Genomic DNA, 20170 nt, shown 5'->3' with positions numbered 1-20170 from the left:
GTAAAACGGCCACGCTTGGCCATCGGCCTCGGCAACCAATGGGGTTAACTGTCGTTCGAATCTCATACCCGTAGACGGCTGGAGCCCATCCCATGAAAAAGACCACAAGGCTTGCGCCGATCGCCACGAGCGCATTGCTGATCCTCAGCACCGGCGCCGCCCAGGCCCAATCGACGAACAACCAGACCAACCAGGATCGTCTCGGCGCCATCGTCGGCACGCTGTTCGGCGATCGCCTGGGCCTGTCGGCCATGGATCAGGCCTGGCTGCGCGCGGAACGCCCGTTGCGGACAGGCCAGACGCAGTTCAACTCGCGCGTGGATCAGGGCGTTCGCTCCGGCTCCATTTCGAGTTCGGCCTCGACCAGGCTTCGCGCTGACTACGACGGCCTTGTTCGCCTGGAGACCCAATATGCCGCCGACGGCCGGTTCTCGGCGAATGAACGGGCGGACCTGAACGCCCGATACTCCGCCTTGATCCAGACGCTCGACGCAGGCGCGCCCGGATACGCCGATACGGACGCCGTCGCCCAGGGACGGGCGGACTTCGAAAGCCGCATCAACGCCGCCGTAAACGCGCGACGCATCACGCGCACCCAGGCCACCCAGTTGAGAACGGATTATCAGGCGTTGATCCAGCTTGAAGCCCGCTATCTCGCGGACGGGTCGATCAGCGCCAATGAACGCGCCGATCTCGATACGCGCCTCGACGCCCTGGACGCCCGCCTTGGCGACGGGCCCGCGACGACGCCCCCCGCGACGCCGCGCGCCCGCCTGACCGAGCTGGAAACCTCCCTGGCCGCCGCCGAGCGTTTGGGATCGGTCACCCGCGCCGACGCCGCGGACATTCGCGTGGAAATGGGCGACCTGGTCCGCCTTGAGGCCGCCTTCGGCAAGTATACGGCCTCTGCGGACGAGCGGTCCTATCTCGATCGTCGGATCCAGGACCTGCAGGCGCGGGTTCGTCGGTAAGACTTCGCCCTGGTTCGTCTCGTCGACGGCGGCTCCATCCGGAGCCGCCGTTTCCAATTGCGCAACCCATGTTAGGGTCGCGCCATGGATCGCCCCCGCCAAACGGAAATGCATGCTCGACGCCTCAAGGTCCTCGCGGCCTCGCTTTGCAGCCTGTTGGTTTCGGGATGCTATTCCTGCTCGCTGAACGGCGGCTGGGAGGGACAGGTAAACCCCTTCTGCGCCAAGGATGACTCACTGGTCGGCGCCCAGTTCTCCCTGGAAAAGCCGAATGACATCCAGGCGCATCCCCTCCATCGAGCGCGCCCCGTCACCGACGTCGGCGGAATGGTCCTGGACGATCGCGTCCCGCCCGCCTGATCCAACGCTTCACCGACTTCGCATGAAGAACTCGACCGGCACGGACAGGCTGACCGGATCGCCGGGAACTTCCGGCGGCGGCTTGGGCAGAGGTTGGGCCCGGCGAAGCAGGGCCACGGCCTCGCGGTCCAGCGCCGGATAGCCTGAGCTGCGTTCCAGCTCCGCGGAAAGAACCCGTCCGTCCCGGGTCATGGCGAAGCGGACATAGGCCACGCCCTGGCGCCGCTGGGCGCGAGCTTCCGCCGGGTATCGCTTGCGTCGTTCCAGGTGGGCCAGCAGCATCCCCTCCCACGTCTGCGCCGATGCGGCGACGGACGCCGGAGGCGCAGGGCGAGCAGGCGGCGCCGTCGTCGCAGGTGCGGGCGGCGCCGCCGAAACCGTCGGCGTCGGCTCAGGCTCCACCGTCAAGGGCAGGGTCTCCACGTTCGCGGGGACGGCCGTTGATGGGCGCGGCTGGATCGGCGGCCTGGGTTGGGCCGGCGCAGTTGCGGCCTCGGTCTGCTGCGGACCCGGCGGCTGTTCCGAAGGCGGCCTGGGCGGGGCCTGCATCCGCACCAGTTCGACTTCGAAGACCTGATCCGGAATCTGGACCGCCTCGGGCCGAGTGGCCCAGAAGCCGCTCGCGATCAACAGGGGCGCCGCATGCAGAAGCAGCGACGCCGCCACCCCGCGCCCCCAGGCGCTGCGCCGGCGACGCGACCGCCGCGCCTGGGGCTCGACCACAACGGCCGTCGACGTGCCGCTCATCGTCATCCCCGCCTCAGAACCGGAAGTTCAGGCCGATACGGATCGCATGCAGGTCCAGGTCGCTGGACGTGCGCCGCCCCTCCTCCACCGTCGAAGACCCCTTATGCTGGATCGTCTCATAGACCGGCCGCTCGCGCGGCCTGCAGAACGAGGCGTCGATGGCGCACAGCCAGGCCATGGCCGGATCCTTCGACGGATCATAGATTTCAACCCCGATCTGACGCTGACTGGTGTAGTTGGCGCCGGTGCCGGCCCGCGCCTTGGCGAAGTCCACATCCTGCTTGCCGAAGCGGCTGTAGTTGTACTCGGCGCGAAGGGACCAGCGGTCGTTGAGGGCGTATTCGGCGCCCAGCCCTGCCGAGAAGCCCTTGCGCGTCACCGAGGCGCGCTCGACGAAGAAGATGCTGGTCTCGCTGCCCAGGGGCGCCGAGACGTGGCCCGAGTTGGAGACATATTGATCACGCGACTGGGTCTCGTGCGCCAAGGCCAGTCCTCCCGCGCCATAGGCCATGAAACGGTCGCTGAAGGCATAGCCCAGTCGAGCGCGGACGCCCGCCGTCCAGCTGACGTCGAAGGCGCGGTCGGCTTCCAGATAGCCCTGCTTGGCCATGCCCGGATCAAGCGACAAGGTCTTCACCCGATCACGCAGATAGGTGCGGCTCCAATCCGCCTCGACGCCGACTACCCAGCGGTTCGACAACTGGCGGTTATAGCCGGCCTGCAACCCCATCAGGCCGCTGGGCGCGCTCCATTTCGCCGCCTCGCGCTGCGCATTGGCGTCGGTCGTCCCGTTCAGCGTGGTCGCACTTCCCGAGGATGACGCATGCTGACCGCCGCCGTGCGCGCCCAGGTAGAAGCCGGTCCAGTCGCGCGTCACCTCGCCCGGCTCCAGGCTGAAGGGCTCCAGCCAGGCGATCGGCCGATCGCCGCCGAACTGCTGCGTCAGGCTGAAGGAGACGGTGCGCCCCGGCCCGGGCTGCGTCACCAGACCCAGCGGGTCCATGTAGTAGCGGTCGAACAGGTTCTCGACGCGCAGGCTGGCCGTCAGCCGGTCCGTGACCCGATAATCGGCGAACAGGTCGGTCAGGGTATAGGGCTTCCAGTCCACCAGGGCGACGAACTGTCCCGCGCCCTGGGCCGTCACGTCTCCGTGGCCGATGGCGCGCGGCCCGGTGTGCTGCACCCGTCCGCCGACAGTCAGCCGGTCCTGCATCAGTTTCTGCGACAGCCCCAGCTCGAGGCTGTATTCCGGCGGCACGTGATTGGTGGCGTAGTCGCCGTACAGGGATTTCTGACCGCAGGTGTCCGCCGTGCGGCAATACTGGATGTCGAGGTAGTAGTTGGCGGCGAAGTCGGCCGTCAGGCCGCCCAGCTCATAGCGACTGCTGAACTCCAGCCCCTCGAACCGCGCCTGGTGGATGTTTTCTATGTTCAGGGTGATCGTCGGCTCGGTGCGGACGTTGCGGGCGATGTAGTCGTCCACAACCCAGTGGAAGTAGCCCAGCTTGAACTGGGCGCGATCGCCCTGGGCCAGCAGGTCGTTGCGGACCAGATTGGCGCCCAGTTCCCAGTTCTTCGACCGCTCGGGCGTGATGCGCTTGTTGGCGACGAAGCTGTTGAAGGCGGAAATGGTCTCGGTCAGGCCCGGCGCGCGCAGGGTGCTGGAATAGTTGAGATAGAGCTGCGCCCCCTCCATCGGCCGCAGGATCAGGCCCAGCGACGGGCTGAAGCCGCCGTCGTCCATGCGGACGTCCTGCTTCTCCGGCGCGTTCTGATAGGCCTCATAGGGATCGTAGCGGTCTTCCGACCAATAGTGGGTGTAGCGCAGCCCCCCGTTCAGCGTCAGCCAGTCGCGCGGCGTATAGGCGCCCTTGGCGAAGCCCGCGACCTCGTGCCGGAAGCCGTCGCGCGGCGTGTTCCAGCCCTCCAGCACGGCCGTATGACGGCTGCCGCGCGTGTCCTCGCCGCGATAGGACAGGCCGTAGGACAGCTCCAGATCGCCGCTGTCGAGGAAGAGGCGCGACCGGTTGCTGACGTCCACGCCCCACAGGTCGCTATCGGACCCGACCCGGAAGTTCTCATCCAGCCCCAGGCTCTTGGGCGTCGCCAGACGACCCCCGCGGATCGGATTGCGCAGTTCCAGGTGCGACCAGTAGGCGTTGGCCTTCAGGTCGATCAGGTCGCTGCCGGACGGCGCCCACAGATAGCGGGCCGTATAGGTGTCCAGCAGGGTTCCCGCCGTCCGCGCCTGCTGCTGGGCCTGACCTTCCCGACTGGTCTGGCGCGACGCCAGGCGATCCCCCGCTTCGCTGCGAAAACCGTTGTAGCCCAGTTGCACGACCTGGCCGTCGCCGAAACGCGCTGTGGCCTTGGCCAGCCAGGACTGGGTTTCCAGTTGGCTGTTGAGCACCTCTTCGCCCGCCCGATAGTTGGCCAGACCGGCGTTGATCATGGTGTTCGGCTGGACGCCGCTCCAGATCTTGGTGTCGCCGATATTGAGGGGACGCGCCACGGGACCATGCTCGCCCGCATGGAAATTCCCCTGTTCGCGATAGGTATAGCCCGCCAGCAGGTCGATCGCGTCGCTGGAATAGGCGCCGACGACGCTGGCCCACCCGCTGGTCGGCTCCAGGGCGCCGGGACGGTCCATGCCCGTCTTGGACGGCTCCGCCGTGCCGACGACCGAGCGATAGACATAGCCGCTCAGATCGCCGGCCGTCGGGTCCGAGGTGTTGCCGCGCAGGCCGCCGCGCACCCGAAGTCCCCAGGTCTCGCCCTCGCGCACGATGTCGCCGGCCTCCAGGGTGCGGATGGCGACCGAGCCGGCGTTGCCGAACGCCGCCGCGTCGGCCCCCTTGGTCACGTCCACGCCCGCGATGAAGTCGGGGTCGATGAAGGTCCGGTTCGAAACGCCCTGATAGCCCTGATAGACGGTGACCGCGTTCTCGGCGCCGTCGATCTTGGTCGTCACCCGACCGAAGCCCTGCAGACCCCGGATGTTCAGATCGATGGCCCCCGCCCCGTTGCGCGCCTCGCCCGACAGGACGCCGGGCGTGCCGCGGAACACGTCCGCCGGACTGGACCCGCGATAGCGTTCGATACGGTCGGCCCCGATGTGCGCGACCGGCGCCGGCTCGCTGTAGATCGCATCGTCGCTCAACCCTGCATCCGCGCCGATCGCGCCGGACGAAGCCGTCGCGCCTTCCACCCGCACGGCGCCGAGCTGGATCACGCCGTCCCCCGCCGCACGCTGGGGCGCAGGCTCAAGCCGCACAGTTCCCGCCCCGGTGAAACGATAGGTCAGGCCGCTGCCAGCCAGGATGCGCGACAAGCCCTCCGACGACGACATCCGCCCGACCGCTCCCGGCGAACGCACGTCGGGCATGGCCGCGCCATAGACCAGGTTCACGCCCGTCGTCCGGCTATAGGCCGCCAGGGCGGCGCCCAGCGGTTGCGGCCGAATGTCGAACGCCGTGTCCTGCGTCTGCGCCCAGGCCGGAACGCCCGACACGCCGACCGCGCCCAAGGCCGTCGTGCCCATCAAGACGGCCATCATCAAAACCCGGCCGCCGCCCAATCTCGTCTTCATACGCCCCTCACGCGGGATAAATCGGCGGACCACAGTCGTCCGCCTTCGGTGAGAAAGACGATGAGGCCTTGCCGCCGTCAGGTGAGAATGAGATTTATTTTCATATAGACGTCACAACAGCGAGCAAGGAACCGCCGCGCCGAATGCGCATCGGCGTCGCCTGGGCCAGGCGCTCCAGGCCCCGCGCGGCTTCCGTCGTACGAGTGATCAGGGTGACGGGCCGCGCCGCCAGGTCATCGTCCAGGATCAAGGTGCGCCCGCCGGTCCATCGGTCCAGGGCGGCCGCCACACGCCCCAGGGGCGCATTGACGAAGATCAGCCGCCCGTCGCGCCACGCCATGCTGTCCTCGGGCAAGAGGCGCGGCGGCTCCAGCCCCGCTCGGCCGTAGGAAAGACCATAGCCTTCCTCCAGGGTCGCAACGGCCTGCCCCATGCCCACCCGCGCCGCCTTCGCCGTGACCCCGACACGCGCGCCGCCGACCTCGATCGCCGCGACGAAAGCCCCCTCGCCCGCCTCGATCCAGCCGCCCGCCGCTTCCACGATGAAGGGTCTGGCGTCCGTCGCAGCCGGCTGGAACCAGGCCTCGCCGCCCAGCAGCCGCAGGCGACGCCGCCGAGAACTGAAGTCCACATTCACCGCCGTCGCGGTCGAAAGTTCGATCAGCGATCCGTCCGCCAGGGCGACGCGCGCCGTCTCGCCTGGCCGGGTCGCATAGTCGGCGAAGGGATGCGGCCCCAGGGCCAGACGCCCGCCGACAAGCGCGACAGCCGCAACTCCGCCGGCGCCGACCGCGCCGCGCAACATCCTCCGCCGATCCATCGTCGGCTTTTGCACTGACAGGCTGGGCAGGTGCGCGGACGCCCCCCACAGGCGTTGCAGTCGCTCATAGGCACGGACATGGCGCGGATCGGCGTCGCGCCATGCTTCAAAGTCCGAACGAAGACTGGGATCGGCCGGGTCGTCGTGCAGCCGCACGAACCAGGCGATCGCCGCCTCAGCTGCCGGGTCCGCCTGGGCCTGGCTTCGTCCTGTGCTCACATCCGTCTCTCATTGTTCCGCGCGCCGACGCGGGCGCTCCCTGTGTAGGACGAAAGACCACGTCCCTTGTCAGGTTTCTGCGTCGAAATCCGTGTCCGCCGCCAACTGGAGGGCCAGCAGCGCCCGCCCCATGTGCTCATGCACGGTCTGCCGCGACAGCTTCATCCGACGACCGATCTCGGCGAAGGACAGACCCTCGATCCGCGACAGGCGGAAGACCTCGCGCGGACGGGCCGGCATGGCGGCGATGATGCGGTCCATGCGCGCCAGTTCGATCCGGGTGATCAAGACGCTCTCCGGATTGGGTCGTGGATCGACCACCGTCAGCAAGGCGTCGTCTCCGTCGATCGGCGGTCTGGCCGCGCCGCGCCGTCTATGATCCACGATCAGGTTGCGCGCGATGCGGAACAGATAGCCCCGGGCGTTGACGATCGGCGCCCTGCTCTCTCGCACCGAGGCCGCCATGCGCAGCCAACTGTCCTGGGCGATGTCCTCGCAGTCCTCGCGACTGCCGACCCGACTGCGGACCAGCCCCCTCAAACGCCGATCCGTCTCTCCGATCTCGTCCTCGGACAACGGTATGGGCGACGGCATGGCGGAGTCCCGACAGTGATGAGCGCACGTCACCTAGCGCAAATGATAATGATTCTCAACGAACCAAAAGGGCATGAAGAGTGAAATCAACGGCCCGATATTCGGACGTTGGAAACGCCAAGATCCACGCAGGTCGCGAGGACGGCGAGGAGGTGCGGACGGAATTGCGTAGGCTGATCGATCGGTTGGACTTCATCCCGACGGAGGCCTGGGCAAGTTCCAGTTGGAGGTGCACGGCATCACCACAGCCGGCGATCATCACCCGATTGAGGTTGGGCTAGACAGCAGAAAGCCCCGCAGCATGGCTACGGAGCTTTGAGATATTTGGGTGCGGGAGCAGGATTTGGGCGATACCTCACACCTGTTGTCAGCTTCATGACATAGGCGCCGGCGGCGCACCGATTGCGTCGGAAGACCTCGGGCGCACAAACCATTCCACAAGCGAACGGATCAGGAAGGCGTAACCTCTTCAAGACGACGGGTTGCTGGTTCTCTTCAATGCCTGCAGGCGTCGCCCAGGTCGCGGACGCCGTCCAGGATGAAGTCCAGCGTCGGCTGGTGAACCAGACGGCCGTCCACGATCTTTTCGGCCACCATGCCGATGACGATCTGACGGCGGATCACCAGGCGGGAACAGGTGGCGATGAAGGTCTCGTTGAGCTGCTGCTGAGCCCGGACGCCCCCCAGGGCCGACGGCGAAGCCGTCATCGTCAGCACCGGCTTGTCGCGCAGGCAACTGTCCGCGCCCGGCCGCGACAGCCAGTCCAGGGCGTTCTTCAGCACCCCGCTCATGCCGTGGTTGTACTCGGGCGAGATCACCACCAGACCGTCCGCCGCAGCGATGTCGCGGCGCAGGGCGGCGACCGTCGCGGGCGCGCCCTCGCCGTCGAGGTCGTCATTGAAGAGCGGCATGTCCGCGAGCGATCTCACCTCCAGCCGCATATCGGCCGGCAGGCTGTCGCCCAGCGTCGCCAATACGGCGGTGCTGTAGGCATGGCGACGCAGGCTTCCCGACAGACCGATCAGGGACAACGCCATATCAGCCGACCGTCGCCGCGCGCGCCATGTCCAGGGCCACGTCCATGATCATGTCTTCCTGGCCGCCGACCATCTTGCGACGGCCCAGCTCGACCAGGATGGCCCGCGTATCGAGGCCGTGCTCGGCGGCGGCCTTCTCCGCATGGCGCAGGAAGCTGGAATAGACTCCGGCGTAGCCCAGGGTCAGGGTCTCGCGATCCACGCGCACCGGCCGATCCTGAAGCGGACGGACCAGATCCTCGGCCGCGTCCATCAAGGCGTAGAGGTCGCAGCCGTGATTCCAGCCCTGGGCGTCGGCGGCGGCGATGAAGACCTCGAGCGGCGCGTTGCCGGCGCCCGCGCCCATGCCTGCCAGAGAGGCGTCGACGCGGATCGCCCCGCCCTGGACCGCGACGATGCTGTTGGCCACGCCGAGCGACAGGTTATGGTGGGCGTGGACTCCGCGCTGGGTCTCGGGTTTCAGCACCCGGTCATAGGCCGCCAGACGCGCGGCGTACTGGTCCATGGTCATCGCGCCGCCGCTGTCGGTGACATAGATGCAGTGCGCGCCATAGGTCTCCATCAGCTTGGCCTGCTGGGCCAGGGCGTCGGGCTCTGACATGTGGCTCATCATCAGGAAGCCGGCCACGTCCATGCCCATGGCGCGGGCCGCCTCGATATGCTGCCTGGCCACGTCGGCCTCGGTGCAATGGGTGGCGATACGCACGGAACGCACGCCCAGGTCATAGGCGCGCTTCAGGTCATGCACCGTCCCGATGCCCGGCAGCAGCAGGGTGGTCAGCACGCTGTGCTCCAGCACCTCGGCCACCGCGCCGATCCAGTCCCAGTCGGTATGGGCGCCGAAGCCGTAGTTGAAGCTGGAGCCGTTCAGCCCGTCGCCATGCGAGACCTCGATCGCGTCGACCTTGGCGCGGTCCAGCGCCCGCGCGATCGCCTGGACATGGTCGAGACCGTACTGGTGACGGATGGCGTGCATCCCGTCGCGCAGGGTGACGTCCTGGATATAGAGCTTGGCGGTCTTGGGATCGAAGGTCATGCGGCGATCCTTGCAGCGATCTTCTCGGCGGTCTTGAGCGCCGCCGAGGTCATGATGTCGAGGTTGCCGGCATAGGCCGGCAGGTAGTGGGCCGCGCCCTCGACCTCGAGGAAGACGCTGACCTTCAGCCCCGTGAAGTCGCCGCCCATTTCGGGGATGCGCAGGGGTTCGTTGTCGCCGATGGCCTCGAACTGCACCGCCTGTTTCAGGCGATAGCCGGGGACATAGGCCTGAACCTCGGCCACCATGTCCTCCACCGAGCGACGGATCGCCTCGCGGTCGCCGTCGTCGCACAGGCAGTAGACTGTGTCGCGCATGATCAGCGGCGGTTCGGCGGGATTGAGGACGATGATGGCCTTGCCGCGCGTCGCCCCGCCCACCTGGGCGATGGCCTGGCTGGTCGTCTCGGTGAACTCGTCAATGTTGGCGCGCGTGCCCGGGCCGGCGCTCTTGGAGGCGATGGAGGCGACGATCTCGCCGTAGTGCACCTTGGCGACCCGGTTGACCGCCGCGACGATGGGGATCGTCGCCTGCCCGCCGCAGGTCACCATGTTGACGTTGGCCGCATCCAGATGAGCGTCGCCGTTGACCGGCGGGATGACATAGGGGCCGATGGCCGCCGGGGTCAGGTCGATCACCCGCTTGCCGTGCGCGGTCAGCACCTCGCTGTGCCGCTGGTGCGCACCCGCCGAGGTCGCGTCGAAGACGATGGCGATGTCGGCGAAACCCGGCAAGGCGACCAGGCCGTCCAGCCCCCCGGCGGTAATCGGGACGCCCAGCCGTTCGGCGCGCTTCAGACCGTCCGATTCCGGGTCGATGCCGACGAAGGCCGCCATCTCCAATGTGTCGGACAGGCGCATGATCTTGATCATCAGATCCGTGCCGATATTGCCCGAGCCGATGATGGCGACCTTGGTCTTGCCGTTAGAAGCAGTCATGGCTTCAGCCCTCGCCATAGGTGAAACGGACCTCGCCGAGGCCGCCGATCGTCGCGACCACTTGATCGCCGGTGGTCAGGGCGACCATCGGACCCAGGGCTCCGGCCAGCAGGATGTCGCCCGCCTTCAACGGCTCGCCGCGAGCCGCCAGGGTGCGCGCCAGCCAGGCGGCGGCGTTGAGCGGATTGCCCAGGGCCGCGGCCCCGACGCCGGTGGATGCGACCGCGCCGTTGACAGTCATCTCCATCGCCGCGCCTTCAAGATCGAGCCCGGCCAAGCCCCTGCCCGCGTCGGCCAGCACGAAGAAGGCCGAGGACCCGTTGTCGGCGACCGTGTCGGCGAAGGTGATCTTCCAGTCGGCGATGCGGCTATCGACGATCTCGATGGCGGCGTGGACGCTGGCGACCGCCGCCGCCGCCTGAGCCACGCTCGTCTCGGGGTCCGGTAGATCGGCGCCGAGAATGAAGGCGATCTCCGCCTCGGCCTTGGGCTGGATCGTCCGCGCGGGATTGAGCACGCCGCCGTCGGCGACACGCATGTCGTCGAACAGGACGCCGAAGTCAGGCTGATCGACGCCCAGTTGCGCCTGCACCGCCTTGGCCGTCAGTCCCGCCTTGCGGCCGACGATCCGCCGGCCCTGGGCCTCCCAGAAGCGGGTGTTGATCGTCTGCACCGCATAGGCGCCGTCCGCATCGGTCGGCGCCAGAACCTCGCGCAGGGGCGCCACGGCGGCGCCCGAATAGGCCTCGCGCAGCCGACGCGCCGTGGTTTCATACAAGGCCGACATCGTCAGTTGTCCTTACGCCGGGGTCGCATGCTTGCCGGGATGCACCGTGCCGCACTGGCCGCAGGTGCGCAGTTCCTCACTGGCGTAGAAGGCCGCGAACAGGGGCGGCAGGTCGCGGACGATGCTCTTCAGTTGCACCTCGACGCGGTGGACGATGGAACCGCAGTCGTCGCAATACCACTGGAAGGCGTCGATCACGCCGTCCGGCCGTTTGCGCTCGATCACCAGACCGACGCTGCCCTCGACCGGGCGCTGCGGCGAGTGCGGCACGTTCGGCGGCAAGAGGAAGATGTCGCCCTCGCGGATCGCCATGTCCTTCGGACCGTCCTCGGTCCACAGGCGCAGGTTCATGTCGCCTTCCAACTGATAGAAGAACTCCTCCAGCGGATCGACGTGATAGTCGGTGCGCTGATTGGGGCCCCCGACGACGGTGACGATGAAGTCGGCGTCCTCCCAGATCTGGGCGTTGCCCACGGGCGGCTTCAGTTGCTCGCGATGATCGGCGATCCACTGACGGAAGTTGAAGGGCGGTCCATAGGTCAGCATGGGCGGTGTCCTGAAATCACAGGTCTATGCGCGGGATGAAGGCGGTCGCCTTGATCTCGATCAGCAGATGCGGATGGGGAAGCTGGTGGACGGCGACGGTCGTCCGCGCCGGGCCGGCTTCGTCGAAGTACTCGGCGTAGACGGTGTTGTAGCCGCCGAAGTCGTTCATGTTCACGAGGAAGCTGGTGACGTCGACGACATCCGCCAGCGAGCCCCCGGCGTCGGCCAGGATGGCGCCGATGTTCTCAATCACCGCACGCGTCTGTTCCTTGATGTCGAGACTGACGACGCCGAACTCGTCCGCCGAGGCGCCGGCGAAGCTGTTGTCGGGTCGACGCGAACTGGTCCCGGAGACAAAGACGAAATCACCGGCGCGGCGGTAATGCGGAAAGCGGCCGCGCGGACGCGCCTTGCCCGGGATGACCCGGCCTTCTCCGTTCTCAGCTCCGCTCATGCTGCGCCGCCCGCGATGGTAAAACCGACCCGGCCGAGACGTCCGGCGTCGAGCGAAACCAAACGCGCCGAGCCGATGGCCGCCGCCGCCGTCGCGCCGCCCAGCATCACGGTCCAGCCGGGCTGCAGCGTCAGTCCCCCCGCGCCCGCCAGACGCGCCGCCGCGATCAGGGAACGGATCGGATCGCCCAGGATGGCGTCGCTCGATCCTCTCTCGACGACGGTCCCGTCCACGCTCATCTCCATCGCCACATCGGCGAGATCCGTCTCCGCAGGCAGCCAGGGCCCGACCACGAAGGCGGAAGACGACGCATTGTCCGCGACGACATCCCCCAGGGCGAAGCGGAAATTCTCATAGCGGCTGTCGATGACTTCCAGGGCCGGGGCCACCGCGTCGACGGCCGCCAGGGCCCCGTCATAGTTCACCGTGCCCGTCAGGGGCGCCTTCAACCGCACCGCGACCTCGGGCTCGACACGCGGATGGATGAAACGCGTGCGGTCCAGAACCCCGCCGTCCGCCACGACCATGTCCGAGGTCAGGCGCCCCCAGATCTGATCCTTCAGACCCATCTGGACCATCTTGGCTTCGCTGGTGAAGCCCATCTTCACCCCGACCAGGGTCGCCCCGCGCGCCAACCGGTGATCGATCACGGCGCGCTGGATGTCATAGGCGTCGTTCAGCGCCAGTTCGCCTTCCTGTCCGGTGATCTGCGGGATGGCGCGCGCGTCACGCGCGGCGGCGTCCAGTCTGGCGGCGATGTCAGCGATGTCGACCATGTCGTGGGCTCCCCTTCCCTTACAGTTTGACGCAGATGTTGGTGGGTTCTGAATAGAAGCTCAGCGAATGCTCGCCGCCCTCGCGTCCGATGCCCGACAGCTTCATGCCGCCGAAGGGCGTGCGCAGGTCGCGCAGGAACCATTCATTGACCCAGACGATGCCGGTTTCCATCTGCCCGGCCACGCGATGGGCGCGACCCACGTCCCGCGTCCAGATCGCCGCCGCCAGACCATAGTCGCTGTCATTGGCCAGTTCGATCGCTTCGTCCTCGCTGTCGAAGGGCGCGATATGGCAGACGGGGCCGAAGACCTCCTCGCGCACACAGCGAGCGTCCTGACCCAGGCCCGTCAGAATCGTGGGCTGGACGAAGGCGCCCTGATCCAGCGGACCGCCGAACGACGGCACTCCGCCGCCGGTGACGACCGTCGCCCCCTCTTCCTTCGCCAGGGCATAGTAGCTCAGCACCTTGTCGCGATGGCCGTGCGAGATCAGCGGCCCCATGTCGGCGCCCGACCAGGGATCGCCGATGGTCAGGGCCTCGGCGCGCTCGGCCAGGGCCTTGACGAAGCGCTCGAAGATCGGCCGCTCGACATAGATGCGCTCGGTGCACAGACAGACCTGACCGCAGTTGGAAAAGACCGACCGCACCGTGCCTGCGATGGCTTCTTCGAAATCGCAGTCGGCGAAGACCAAGGCCGCGTTCTTGCCGCCCAGCTCGAACGAGACCGGCTTCACCCCGGCCGCCGCCACCCGCATGATGGCGCCGCCGGTGGCCGACTCGCCGGTGAAGGTGATGGCGTCGATGTCGGGGTTGGCGGTCAGCCATTCGCCGGTCGAGTCGGCCCCGAATCCATGAACCAGGTTGAACACGCCCGGCGGCACGCCCGCCGCATCCATCACCTCGGCCAGCAGGGTCGCCGTCGAAGGCGTTTCCTCGCTCGGCTTGACCACCACCACATTGCCGCAGGCGAGCGCGGGCGCGACCTTCCAGGTCATCAGCAGCAGCGGCAGGTTCCACGGCGATATGATCGCCACCACTCCCAACGGGCGCGCGACGGCGTAGTTGATGGCGCTGCGCCCATCGGCCAGCTCAGTGCGGAAGCTGGGCATGGCCCGCGCCTCGGCCAGGGAGGCGAAGGCGCGGAAGTTGGCAGCCCCGCGCGGAATGTCGATGGTGCGCGCCTGATGCAGGGACTTGCCGGTGTCGGCGATCTCGGCGGCGGCGAAGTCGTCGAAGCGGGCCTCGATCCCCTCGGCGACGCGAACCAGAACCTTGCAGCGCTCGGCCTGGGACATCTTCCCCCACGGCCCCTTGAGCGCCCGGCGACCCGCCGCCACGGCCCAGTCGACCATGGCCCGGTCCGCCTGGGACACCCGCGCCGCGACCGTTCCCGTGACCGGGTTCACATTGTCGAAAAAGGCCTCGCCCGCGACGAAGGCGCCGTCGACGTAGTTCAGGATGTCGCGTTGCGCGAACGGATAGGCTGCGTCCGTCATGCCTTGCCCTCGACCCGCGCATAGCCGGCGGTGTTGCTGTGTGCGGCGCCGCCCTTGCCGACATGCCCGGCCATCTGAAGCAGCGAAAGAATGGTGTCGTTGAATTGAACCGGCGCCTCGAGGAAGGCCGAATGGCCGACGTCGTTGATCTCGACCAGGAAGGAGCCCGCGACTTCTTCCTGAACCAGACGCACCGCCTCGATGGGGAAGATCACGTCCTCGGTCCCGCACAGGAACAGAATGGGGAAGCCCTTGCCGGCCAAATCGGCGGCCGGACGCGCCGTGAACCGCCCTGTCAGGCTGTGACGATCCGCAGCGTTGAAGCTAGAAATCTGGCGATAGAGCATGGCCAGGTCGCGGGGCGCGCCGGCGCCGAGGACGCGGTCGATCTGGTCCATCGCGGCGGTGTTCGCGCGGGCGACGTCCATGATCGCCTTCACCGCCTCGCTTTCGACGACGCCGTGCAGGCTGTCGCAGATCGCCAGGGCCGCGACGCGTTCCGGCGCCTGATGCGCGAAACCGATGCAGGTTCCCGCCCCCATCGACTGGCCGACCAGCGCCGCCCGGTCCACGCCCAGGTGATCGAGCAGGGTGGTCAAATCCTCGACGAAGGCGTCGCGCCCGCGACCATCCAGATCGCGCGACTGACCGAAGCCTCGGTGATCGAACAGGATGACCCGGTTCGACCGCGCCAGGATTTCAATCTGGCCGTACCAGATGGCGTGATTGCCGCCGATGCCGTGCGCCAGCACCACCGCCGGCCCCGCGCCGTGCGTCTGGTAATAGATTTCGGCGCCTGCGGTTTTCAGAATCCCGCCTTCCATCACGCCACTCCCATCAGTTTGCTGAGCCGGACGACGTAGTCGCCGAAGGCCGGGTCTTCGCGCGTCAGGCTGGGATCGCGCGGTCGCGGCAGGTCGATGCGCACGTCCTCGATGATCGTCCCGGGCCGCTCCGACATCACCAGCACGCGGTCGGACAGCAGCACGGCCTCCGAAATGCTGTGCGTGACCAGGACCACCGTCTTGCGGTCGCGCTGCCACAGACGCAGCAGCTCCATGTTGAGCCGGTCGCGCGTCAGGGCGTCCAGGGCCCCGAAGGGCTCGTCCATCAGCAGGATCTGAGGATTGCGCGCCAGGGCCTGACCGATGGCCACGCGGTGCCGCATCCCGCCCGACAGCTGATGCGGATAGCTGGCCTCGAAGCCAGTCAAGCCCAGGGTCTCGACCAGTTCGGCCAAGGCCGCTTCGTCCAACCGCTGCGCCGAAGCGTCGAGATTGATCCCGAGCAGCAGGTTGTCGCGCACATTGAGCCAGGGCATCAGGTTCGAGGTCTGGAACACGAAGCCCATGGTCGGCGAAGGCGCGGTCACGGCCGCTCCGTTGACCAGAATTCTCCCCTCCTCGAACGGGATCAGCCCTGCGATCAGACGCAACAGGGTGCTCTTGCCGCAGCCCGACGGGCCGAGGACCGAGACGAACTCGGCGGCGCCGATGTCGGCGGAGACGCCGTCGAGCACTTTGCGCTCGTCGAACGCCTTGCCGACGCCCGTGATGGAGATTTCCGCACTCATGCCGCACGCCACCAGATGAAGCGTTCCCAGTAGGCGACGCCGTAGAAGAGCAGCAGCGACAGGACCGTCACCGCGAACAGGGCCGCGAAGGTCAGGGTGGTGTGGCCCGAACCCGACGCCGTCAGGATCAGATTGCCCAGCCCGTCGTTCGAGCCGACGAACTCGCCCACCACCGCGCCGATGACGGCCAGCGGCATGGCAACCTTGCAGCCGTCGAGGAAGCTGGGCAGGGCCGCCGGCAGGCGCAGTCGCCAGAAGGTCTGCAACGGCGTGGCGCGCAGGGCGCGGAAGTGTTCCTCGAGATGGGCCGGAGTGCTGGCCAGCCCTCCGAGCGTCGAAATGATGATCGGGAAGAAGGCGAACAGGAAGGCCATGATCAGCTTCGAGGTCAGGCCGTAGCCGAACCAGACGACGATCAGGGGCGCCAGGCCTATCTTGGGAATGCTCTGCAGGGCGACGAACAGGGGATAGACTGTGCGTTTGGCCGTGCGCGAAAAATATATCAGCGCCGCGATCGGCACGCCCAGCACCACGGCGATGACGAAGCCCCAGAAGACCTCGGTCAGGGTCACAAGGCTCTGCGCCAGGATCGGCCCGCGCGACTGCCACAGCTCGGCCAGGATCGCGCTGGGCGGCGGAAGCAGATAGGCCTGAACGCCCCACCAGCGGACGCCGTACTCCCACGCCATTCCCAGCAACAGGAAGAAGGCGGCGCTGATCGCCGTGTCGCGGTTGAACAGGACACGGGTCATGCCTCGCCGTCCTTGTCCAACAGGGCCTGGATGCGCGCCGGCGGCGGCACCAGGAAGCGTTCCAGCTTCCACTGATCGAAGGTCGCCAGCTTCTTTCCGTCCCACACCGAGGGGGCGTAGGGATGCTCGGCGTCGATCTGGGTCATGTCGGTATAGAATTCGACATTATTGCCGTCCGGGTCGCGGAACACGAGGAAGGTGTTCTCGCCGGGACCATGCCTGCCGATGCCCCGGTCGATGGGCACGCCGCGCGCCGTCAGCATGGCCGCGACCTTCTCCAGCTCCTCAAGGGTTTCAAGGCGATAGGAGAAGTGCTCGACCGCCGGATAATGACCCTCGGGCGCGTCGGAATGACCGGGCGGCAGTTGCAGCAGAGCCAGGTCATGGTGATCCTGACCGGCGCGCAGGAAGACCATCTGATGGTCGATCCAGTCCGAGACCTCCAGGCCCATGACCTCGGTGTAGAAGGCCAGCGACCGGTCGATGTCGCGCACCTTCAGCACCAGGTGCCCCAGCCGCGTCGGCCGCGGACGATAGGATGCGGGATCGGTCATGGCTGTTTCCCCATCGGAATGAAGGCGTTGGTGAAGAGGGTCTCGGTCGCGTCGAAGCCCTGGAGCTGGCCGTTGGCCTGCAGGGTCGTGACGGTGCGTTCGATCTTTTCAGGTTTCAGCCGGTGCGACCCGCCCTCGGCGGCCATCAGGTCGGCGGTCTCGCGGATCTGACGCTCGGTCACGGCCTCGTCGAGCAGCGGATAGTGACGACGAATGATCGCCAGCGCCCCCTTGGGGTCTCGCGCCGCCTCGGCGTATCCGCGATAGGCCGCGTGGGTGAAGGCGCGCACCAGGGCGGGATCGCTTTCGATCAGGGCGTCGCGCGTCGCCAGGCCGCTGCCGTAGACGTCCAGGCCGAAGTCGGCGTAGGCAATCCGGCCGATGCTGACGCCCTTGGCCTTGGCGGCCTTGTCGAACAGGGCCATCGAATTGCCCAGCCAGCATTCGGCGGCGTCGATGCGTCCCTCGACCAGAGAGGAGACGACGATGGCCGGATCGAGCTGGATCTGCTCGACGCGCGCCGGATCGACGCCGTTGTCGCGCAACCAGGCCGGCATCAGGGTCTGGATGGCCGACGACTGGCCGGCCCCGAAACGCAGGCCCTCCAGGTCGGCGGGCTTGGCGACGGCATGCCGCTCCTTGACGAAGCAGGCGCCGGCCGGCAGCCGCATGTTGATGCCGCCGATCATCCGCGCTGCGCCGCCCTTGGACCGGTTGAGCGCGACCGACAGGGGGTCGAGGTAGGCGAACTCGAACATGCCCTGATCAAGCTCGTTGGCGGTGCGGACGCCGCCGAAGCCGCGCACGGGTTCGACGTTCAGCCCGGCCTCGGCGAAATAGCCCTTGTCCATGGCGACGAAGACGCCCGCCATGCTGCCCTGGGGCAGCCAGGCCATGTTGAAGCGGACGGTGCGGGCGTCCTCACGCGGGGCCGTCTTCGGCGCGCCGCCGCCGAACGCGCTCCACAGCGTCAGTCCCGCGACCGCCGCCACAATCACGACCGGCGCGATCAGGGCGCGACGAGCCAGGGCGGCCATCAGGCGGCGCCTCGCGGCAGATGGGGCGCCGAGACGGGGTTGACCAGCTCGCCGACCCCCGCGACCCAGGCCCGCATCACGTCGCCGTCCTTCAGGAAGACCCCGCGCCCCATGCCGACCCCGGCCGGAGTACCTGAGGCGATCACGTCGCCGGCGCGCAGTTCCAGGATGGTCGAGAGGTAGGCGATCTGCTCGTAGATGTTGAAGATCATCTCGGACGTATTGCCGTCCTGCATCGAGGCCTCGTTGACCGAGAGGCCCAGGCGGATGTCATGCGGATCGCCCAGGCAGTCGCGCGGCACGAAGACCGGCCCCAGCGGCGTGAAGGTGTCGAAGCTCTTGCCCCGGAACCAGTCGTGCGAGAACGGGAAGTCCGTGCGCCGGGTGCGGTCGCGCGCCGAGACGTCGTTGACGATTGTGTAGCCGGCGATCAGCTCGTGCGCCTCGCCCACGGCGACGTTCTTGCCCGCACGGCCCAGGACCACGCCCAGTTCGACCTCCCAGTCGGGACGCGACACCTGCGGCGGCACGATCACCGTCTCATCGGGACCGACGACGCTCTCGACCGTCTTGAGGAAGATATAGGGCTCGCTGTCGGCCTTGGCCGCCAGCTTGGTCTGCATCTCCTCGGCATGCTCGATGAAGTTGGAGGCGGCGCCGAAGATACGGCGCGGCTCGAACGGAGTCAGCAACCTGGGCGCCGGAAGCGCCTGACCAGAGGCGTCGGCCAGGGCGCGGGCGAGGCCGAACAGCCCCTCGCGTCGCGCCTCCCAGTCACGGATGATCGTCGTGACGTCGCCCGCGACGGCGGCGAAGCCATGGACGGCTGCGGCGTCGTGCAGGTCGTGGAAGGCGTCGCCGACCTTGATCGTCGGGCGCGGGCCGTCGGAACCGGCGCGAGCGGCCAGAGCAAACCAGGTCATGGGCGGGTCAACCTTTTGAAATGAGAGGGCCGGCTGCGGCGCGACGAGGCCGAGCAGTCCAGCGCCGATCCCGGCGATCGCGGCGCGGCGATCCACCAGGCTTTGAGCGGCGACATCGGGCACGGCATCACCCGAAGGCCCGGATCAGCATCCGCGCCGAAACCACGGCGAGGAACAGGCCGAACAGGATGCTCAACTGTCGCTTCGACAGGGCATGGGCGATCCGCGCCCCCCAGGGCGCCGTGAAGAAGGACACCGGCGCGATGATCGCCAGGCCGATCAGGTTGACGTAGCCCAGGCTGCCCGGCGGCAGATCCGGCACGTTCCAGCCTGTGATGGCGAAGGCGATGGTCGCCGGGACGCTGATCAACAGGCCGAACAGAGCCGCCGTGCCCACCGCGCGATGGATGGGGAAGTTGAACAGGGTCATGGTCGGGACGCTCAAGGTCCCGCCGCCGATGCCCATCATGCTGGAAATCCCGCCGATGGCGAAGGGCAGCAGCTGGCCGCCCGGTCCGCCGGGAATCGTGTCGGCGATATGCCTGCCTTCCAACGGCAGCAGCATCTTGATCGCGACCAGCAGGGCGATGACGCCGAACACGGCCGACAGGACATCCCCCGTGACCCGCGACGCCACCAGAACCCCGACGATGGCGCCCAGGAAGATAGCCACGCTCCAGCGCTTCAGCTGCGGCATGTCCACCGCGCCCTTGGCGTGATGGGCGCGGGACGAGGAAATGGCGGTCGGGATGATCGTCGCCAGCGAGGTCGCCACCGCGACATGCATCCGCACCGAGGGATCGACGCCCATCGACGTCAGCACGAGATCGAGCACCGGGACGATGACGATGCCGCCTCCGACCCCCAGCATGCCGGCGATCACGCCTCCGACCGCCCCGGTCAGCAGCATCATCGCCGTCAGCGTCAGCAGCTCATGATTGATGAAGTCAGACACCGG

At 67.7% G+C, this 20170-nt stretch carries 21 protein-coding genes; 2 read left to right on the top strand and 19 right to left on the bottom strand.

Features of this window, described 5'->3' with window-relative positions; genetic code table 11:
• The first annotated feature begins 92 nt into the window (after window positions 1-92).
• Together ABIE19_RS15795 and ABIE19_RS15790 are read left to right on the top strand one after the other, a co-directional pair.
• A complete protein-coding gene (locus tag ABIE19_RS15795) occupies window positions 93-971 on the top strand; it encodes a hypothetical protein (RefSeq protein WP_354090186.1) in 879 nt (292 codons plus the stop codon).
• Window positions 972-1055: 84 nt separating this feature from the next.
• Window positions 1056-1331 (top strand): hypothetical protein, encoded by a 276-nt coding sequence (locus ABIE19_RS15790; protein ID WP_354090185.1) that lies wholly within the window; start codon window positions 1056-1058, stop codon window positions 1329-1331.
• 9 nt (window positions 1332-1340) lie between these two features.
• On the opposite strand, the gene ABIE19_RS15785 is transcribed toward ABIE19_RS15790, so the two are convergent.
• From ABIE19_RS15785 to ABIE19_RS15695, 19 genes are all read right to left on the bottom strand, one after another.
• Window positions 1341-2078: an energy transducer TonB gene (locus tag ABIE19_RS15785; RefSeq protein WP_354090184.1), complete on the bottom strand. Its 738-nt coding sequence runs from the start codon at window positions 2076-2078 to the stop codon at window positions 1341-1343.
• A gap of 13 nt (window positions 2079-2091) precedes the next feature.
• On the bottom strand, window positions 2092-5667 hold the full coding sequence (locus tag ABIE19_RS15780; protein ID WP_354090183.1) for a TonB-dependent receptor domain-containing protein: 3576 nt from the start codon (window positions 5665-5667) through the stop codon (window positions 2092-2094).
• Between the two features lie 100 nt (window positions 5668-5767).
• Window positions 5768-6706: a FecR family protein gene (locus ABIE19_RS15775; protein WP_354090182.1), complete on the bottom strand. Its 939-nt coding sequence runs from the start codon at window positions 6704-6706 to the stop codon at window positions 5768-5770.
• 69 nt (window positions 6707-6775) lie between these two features.
• A complete protein-coding gene (locus tag ABIE19_RS15770; protein ID WP_354090181.1) occupies window positions 6776-7300 on the bottom strand; it encodes an RNA polymerase sigma factor in 525 nt (174 codons plus the stop codon).
• Window positions 7301-7795: 495 nt separating this feature from the next.
• Entirely contained in the window at window positions 7796-8338 is a 543-nt protein-coding gene (locus tag ABIE19_RS15765) for an NADPH-dependent FMN reductase (protein ID WP_354090180.1), read from the bottom strand.
• A gap of 1 nt (window position 8339) precedes the next feature.
• Window positions 8340-9374, bottom strand: coding sequence for a 4-hydroxy-2-oxovalerate aldolase (gene dmpG, locus ABIE19_RS15760; RefSeq protein ID WP_354090179.1), 1035 nt, complete (start codon window positions 9372-9374; stop codon window positions 8340-8342).
• Window positions 9371-10312: an acetaldehyde dehydrogenase (acetylating) gene (locus ABIE19_RS15755; protein WP_354090178.1), complete on the bottom strand. Its 942-nt coding sequence runs from the start codon at window positions 10310-10312 to the stop codon at window positions 9371-9373. Before ABIE19_RS15755 ends, dmpG begins: the two co-directional genes overlap by 4 nt.
• A gap of 4 nt (window positions 10313-10316) precedes the next feature.
• A complete protein-coding gene (locus tag ABIE19_RS15750) occupies window positions 10317-11099 on the bottom strand; it encodes a 2-keto-4-pentenoate hydratase (RefSeq protein WP_354090177.1) in 783 nt (260 codons plus the stop codon).
• Window positions 11100-11111: 12 nt separating this feature from the next.
• Window positions 11112-11645: a 3-hydroxyanthranilate 3,4-dioxygenase gene (locus ABIE19_RS15745; RefSeq protein ID WP_354090176.1), complete on the bottom strand. Its 534-nt coding sequence runs from the start codon at window positions 11643-11645 to the stop codon at window positions 11112-11114.
• A gap of 16 nt (window positions 11646-11661) precedes the next feature.
• Window positions 11662-12099: a RidA family protein gene (locus ABIE19_RS15740; RefSeq protein ID WP_354090175.1), complete on the bottom strand. Its 438-nt coding sequence runs from the start codon at window positions 12097-12099 to the stop codon at window positions 11662-11664.
• Window positions 12096-12875 (bottom strand): 2-keto-4-pentenoate hydratase, encoded by a 780-nt coding sequence (locus tag ABIE19_RS15735; RefSeq protein ID WP_354090174.1) that lies wholly within the window; start codon window positions 12873-12875, stop codon window positions 12096-12098. The genes ABIE19_RS15740 and ABIE19_RS15735 overlap by 4 nt, the downstream gene beginning before the upstream one ends.
• A gap of 19 nt (window positions 12876-12894) precedes the next feature.
• Window positions 12895-14373 carry a 2-hydroxymuconic semialdehyde dehydrogenase gene (locus tag ABIE19_RS15730; RefSeq protein ID WP_354090173.1) on the bottom strand — a complete coding sequence of 493 codons (1479 nt, stop codon included), beginning with the start codon at window positions 14371-14373 and terminating at the stop codon, window positions 12895-12897.
• On the bottom strand, window positions 14370-15197 hold the full coding sequence (locus ABIE19_RS15725) for an alpha/beta fold hydrolase (RefSeq protein ID WP_354090172.1): 828 nt from the start codon (window positions 15195-15197) through the stop codon (window positions 14370-14372). The genes ABIE19_RS15730 and ABIE19_RS15725 overlap by 4 nt, the downstream gene beginning before the upstream one ends.
• Window positions 15197-15946, bottom strand: coding sequence for an ABC transporter ATP-binding protein (locus ABIE19_RS15720; RefSeq protein ID WP_354090171.1), 750 nt, complete (start codon window positions 15944-15946; stop codon window positions 15197-15199). The genes ABIE19_RS15725 and ABIE19_RS15720 overlap by 1 nt, the downstream gene beginning before the upstream one ends.
• Window positions 15943-16698: an ABC transporter permease gene (locus ABIE19_RS15715; RefSeq protein WP_354090170.1), complete on the bottom strand. Its 756-nt coding sequence runs from the start codon at window positions 16696-16698 to the stop codon at window positions 15943-15945. The genes ABIE19_RS15720 and ABIE19_RS15715 overlap by 4 nt, the downstream gene beginning before the upstream one ends.
• Window positions 16695-17252, bottom strand: coding sequence for a VOC family protein (locus ABIE19_RS15710; protein ID WP_354090169.1), 558 nt, complete (start codon window positions 17250-17252; stop codon window positions 16695-16697). Before ABIE19_RS15710 ends, ABIE19_RS15715 begins: the two co-directional genes overlap by 4 nt.
• Window positions 17249-18289, bottom strand: coding sequence for an ABC transporter substrate-binding protein (locus tag ABIE19_RS15705; protein ID WP_354090168.1), 1041 nt, complete (start codon window positions 18287-18289; stop codon window positions 17249-17251). Before ABIE19_RS15705 ends, ABIE19_RS15710 begins: the two co-directional genes overlap by 4 nt.
• Window positions 18289-19335 (bottom strand): fumarylacetoacetate hydrolase family protein, encoded by a 1047-nt coding sequence (locus tag ABIE19_RS15700; RefSeq protein WP_354090167.1) that lies wholly within the window; start codon window positions 19333-19335, stop codon window positions 18289-18291. Before ABIE19_RS15700 ends, ABIE19_RS15705 begins: the two co-directional genes overlap by 1 nt.
• A gap of 4 nt (window positions 19336-19339) precedes the next feature.
• Window positions 19340-20167 carry a sulfite exporter TauE/SafE family protein gene (locus ABIE19_RS15695; protein ID WP_354090166.1) on the bottom strand — a complete coding sequence of 276 codons (828 nt, stop codon included), beginning with the start codon at window positions 20165-20167 and terminating at the stop codon, window positions 19340-19342.
• Window positions 20168-20170: the final 3 nt, after the last annotated feature.

Source organism: Brevundimonas faecalis, from assembly GCF_040549405.1.
GTDB lineage: Bacteria > Pseudomonadota > Alphaproteobacteria > Caulobacterales > Caulobacteraceae > Brevundimonas > Brevundimonas faecalis.
This window is presented reverse-complemented; position numbering and strand designations above follow the sequence as displayed.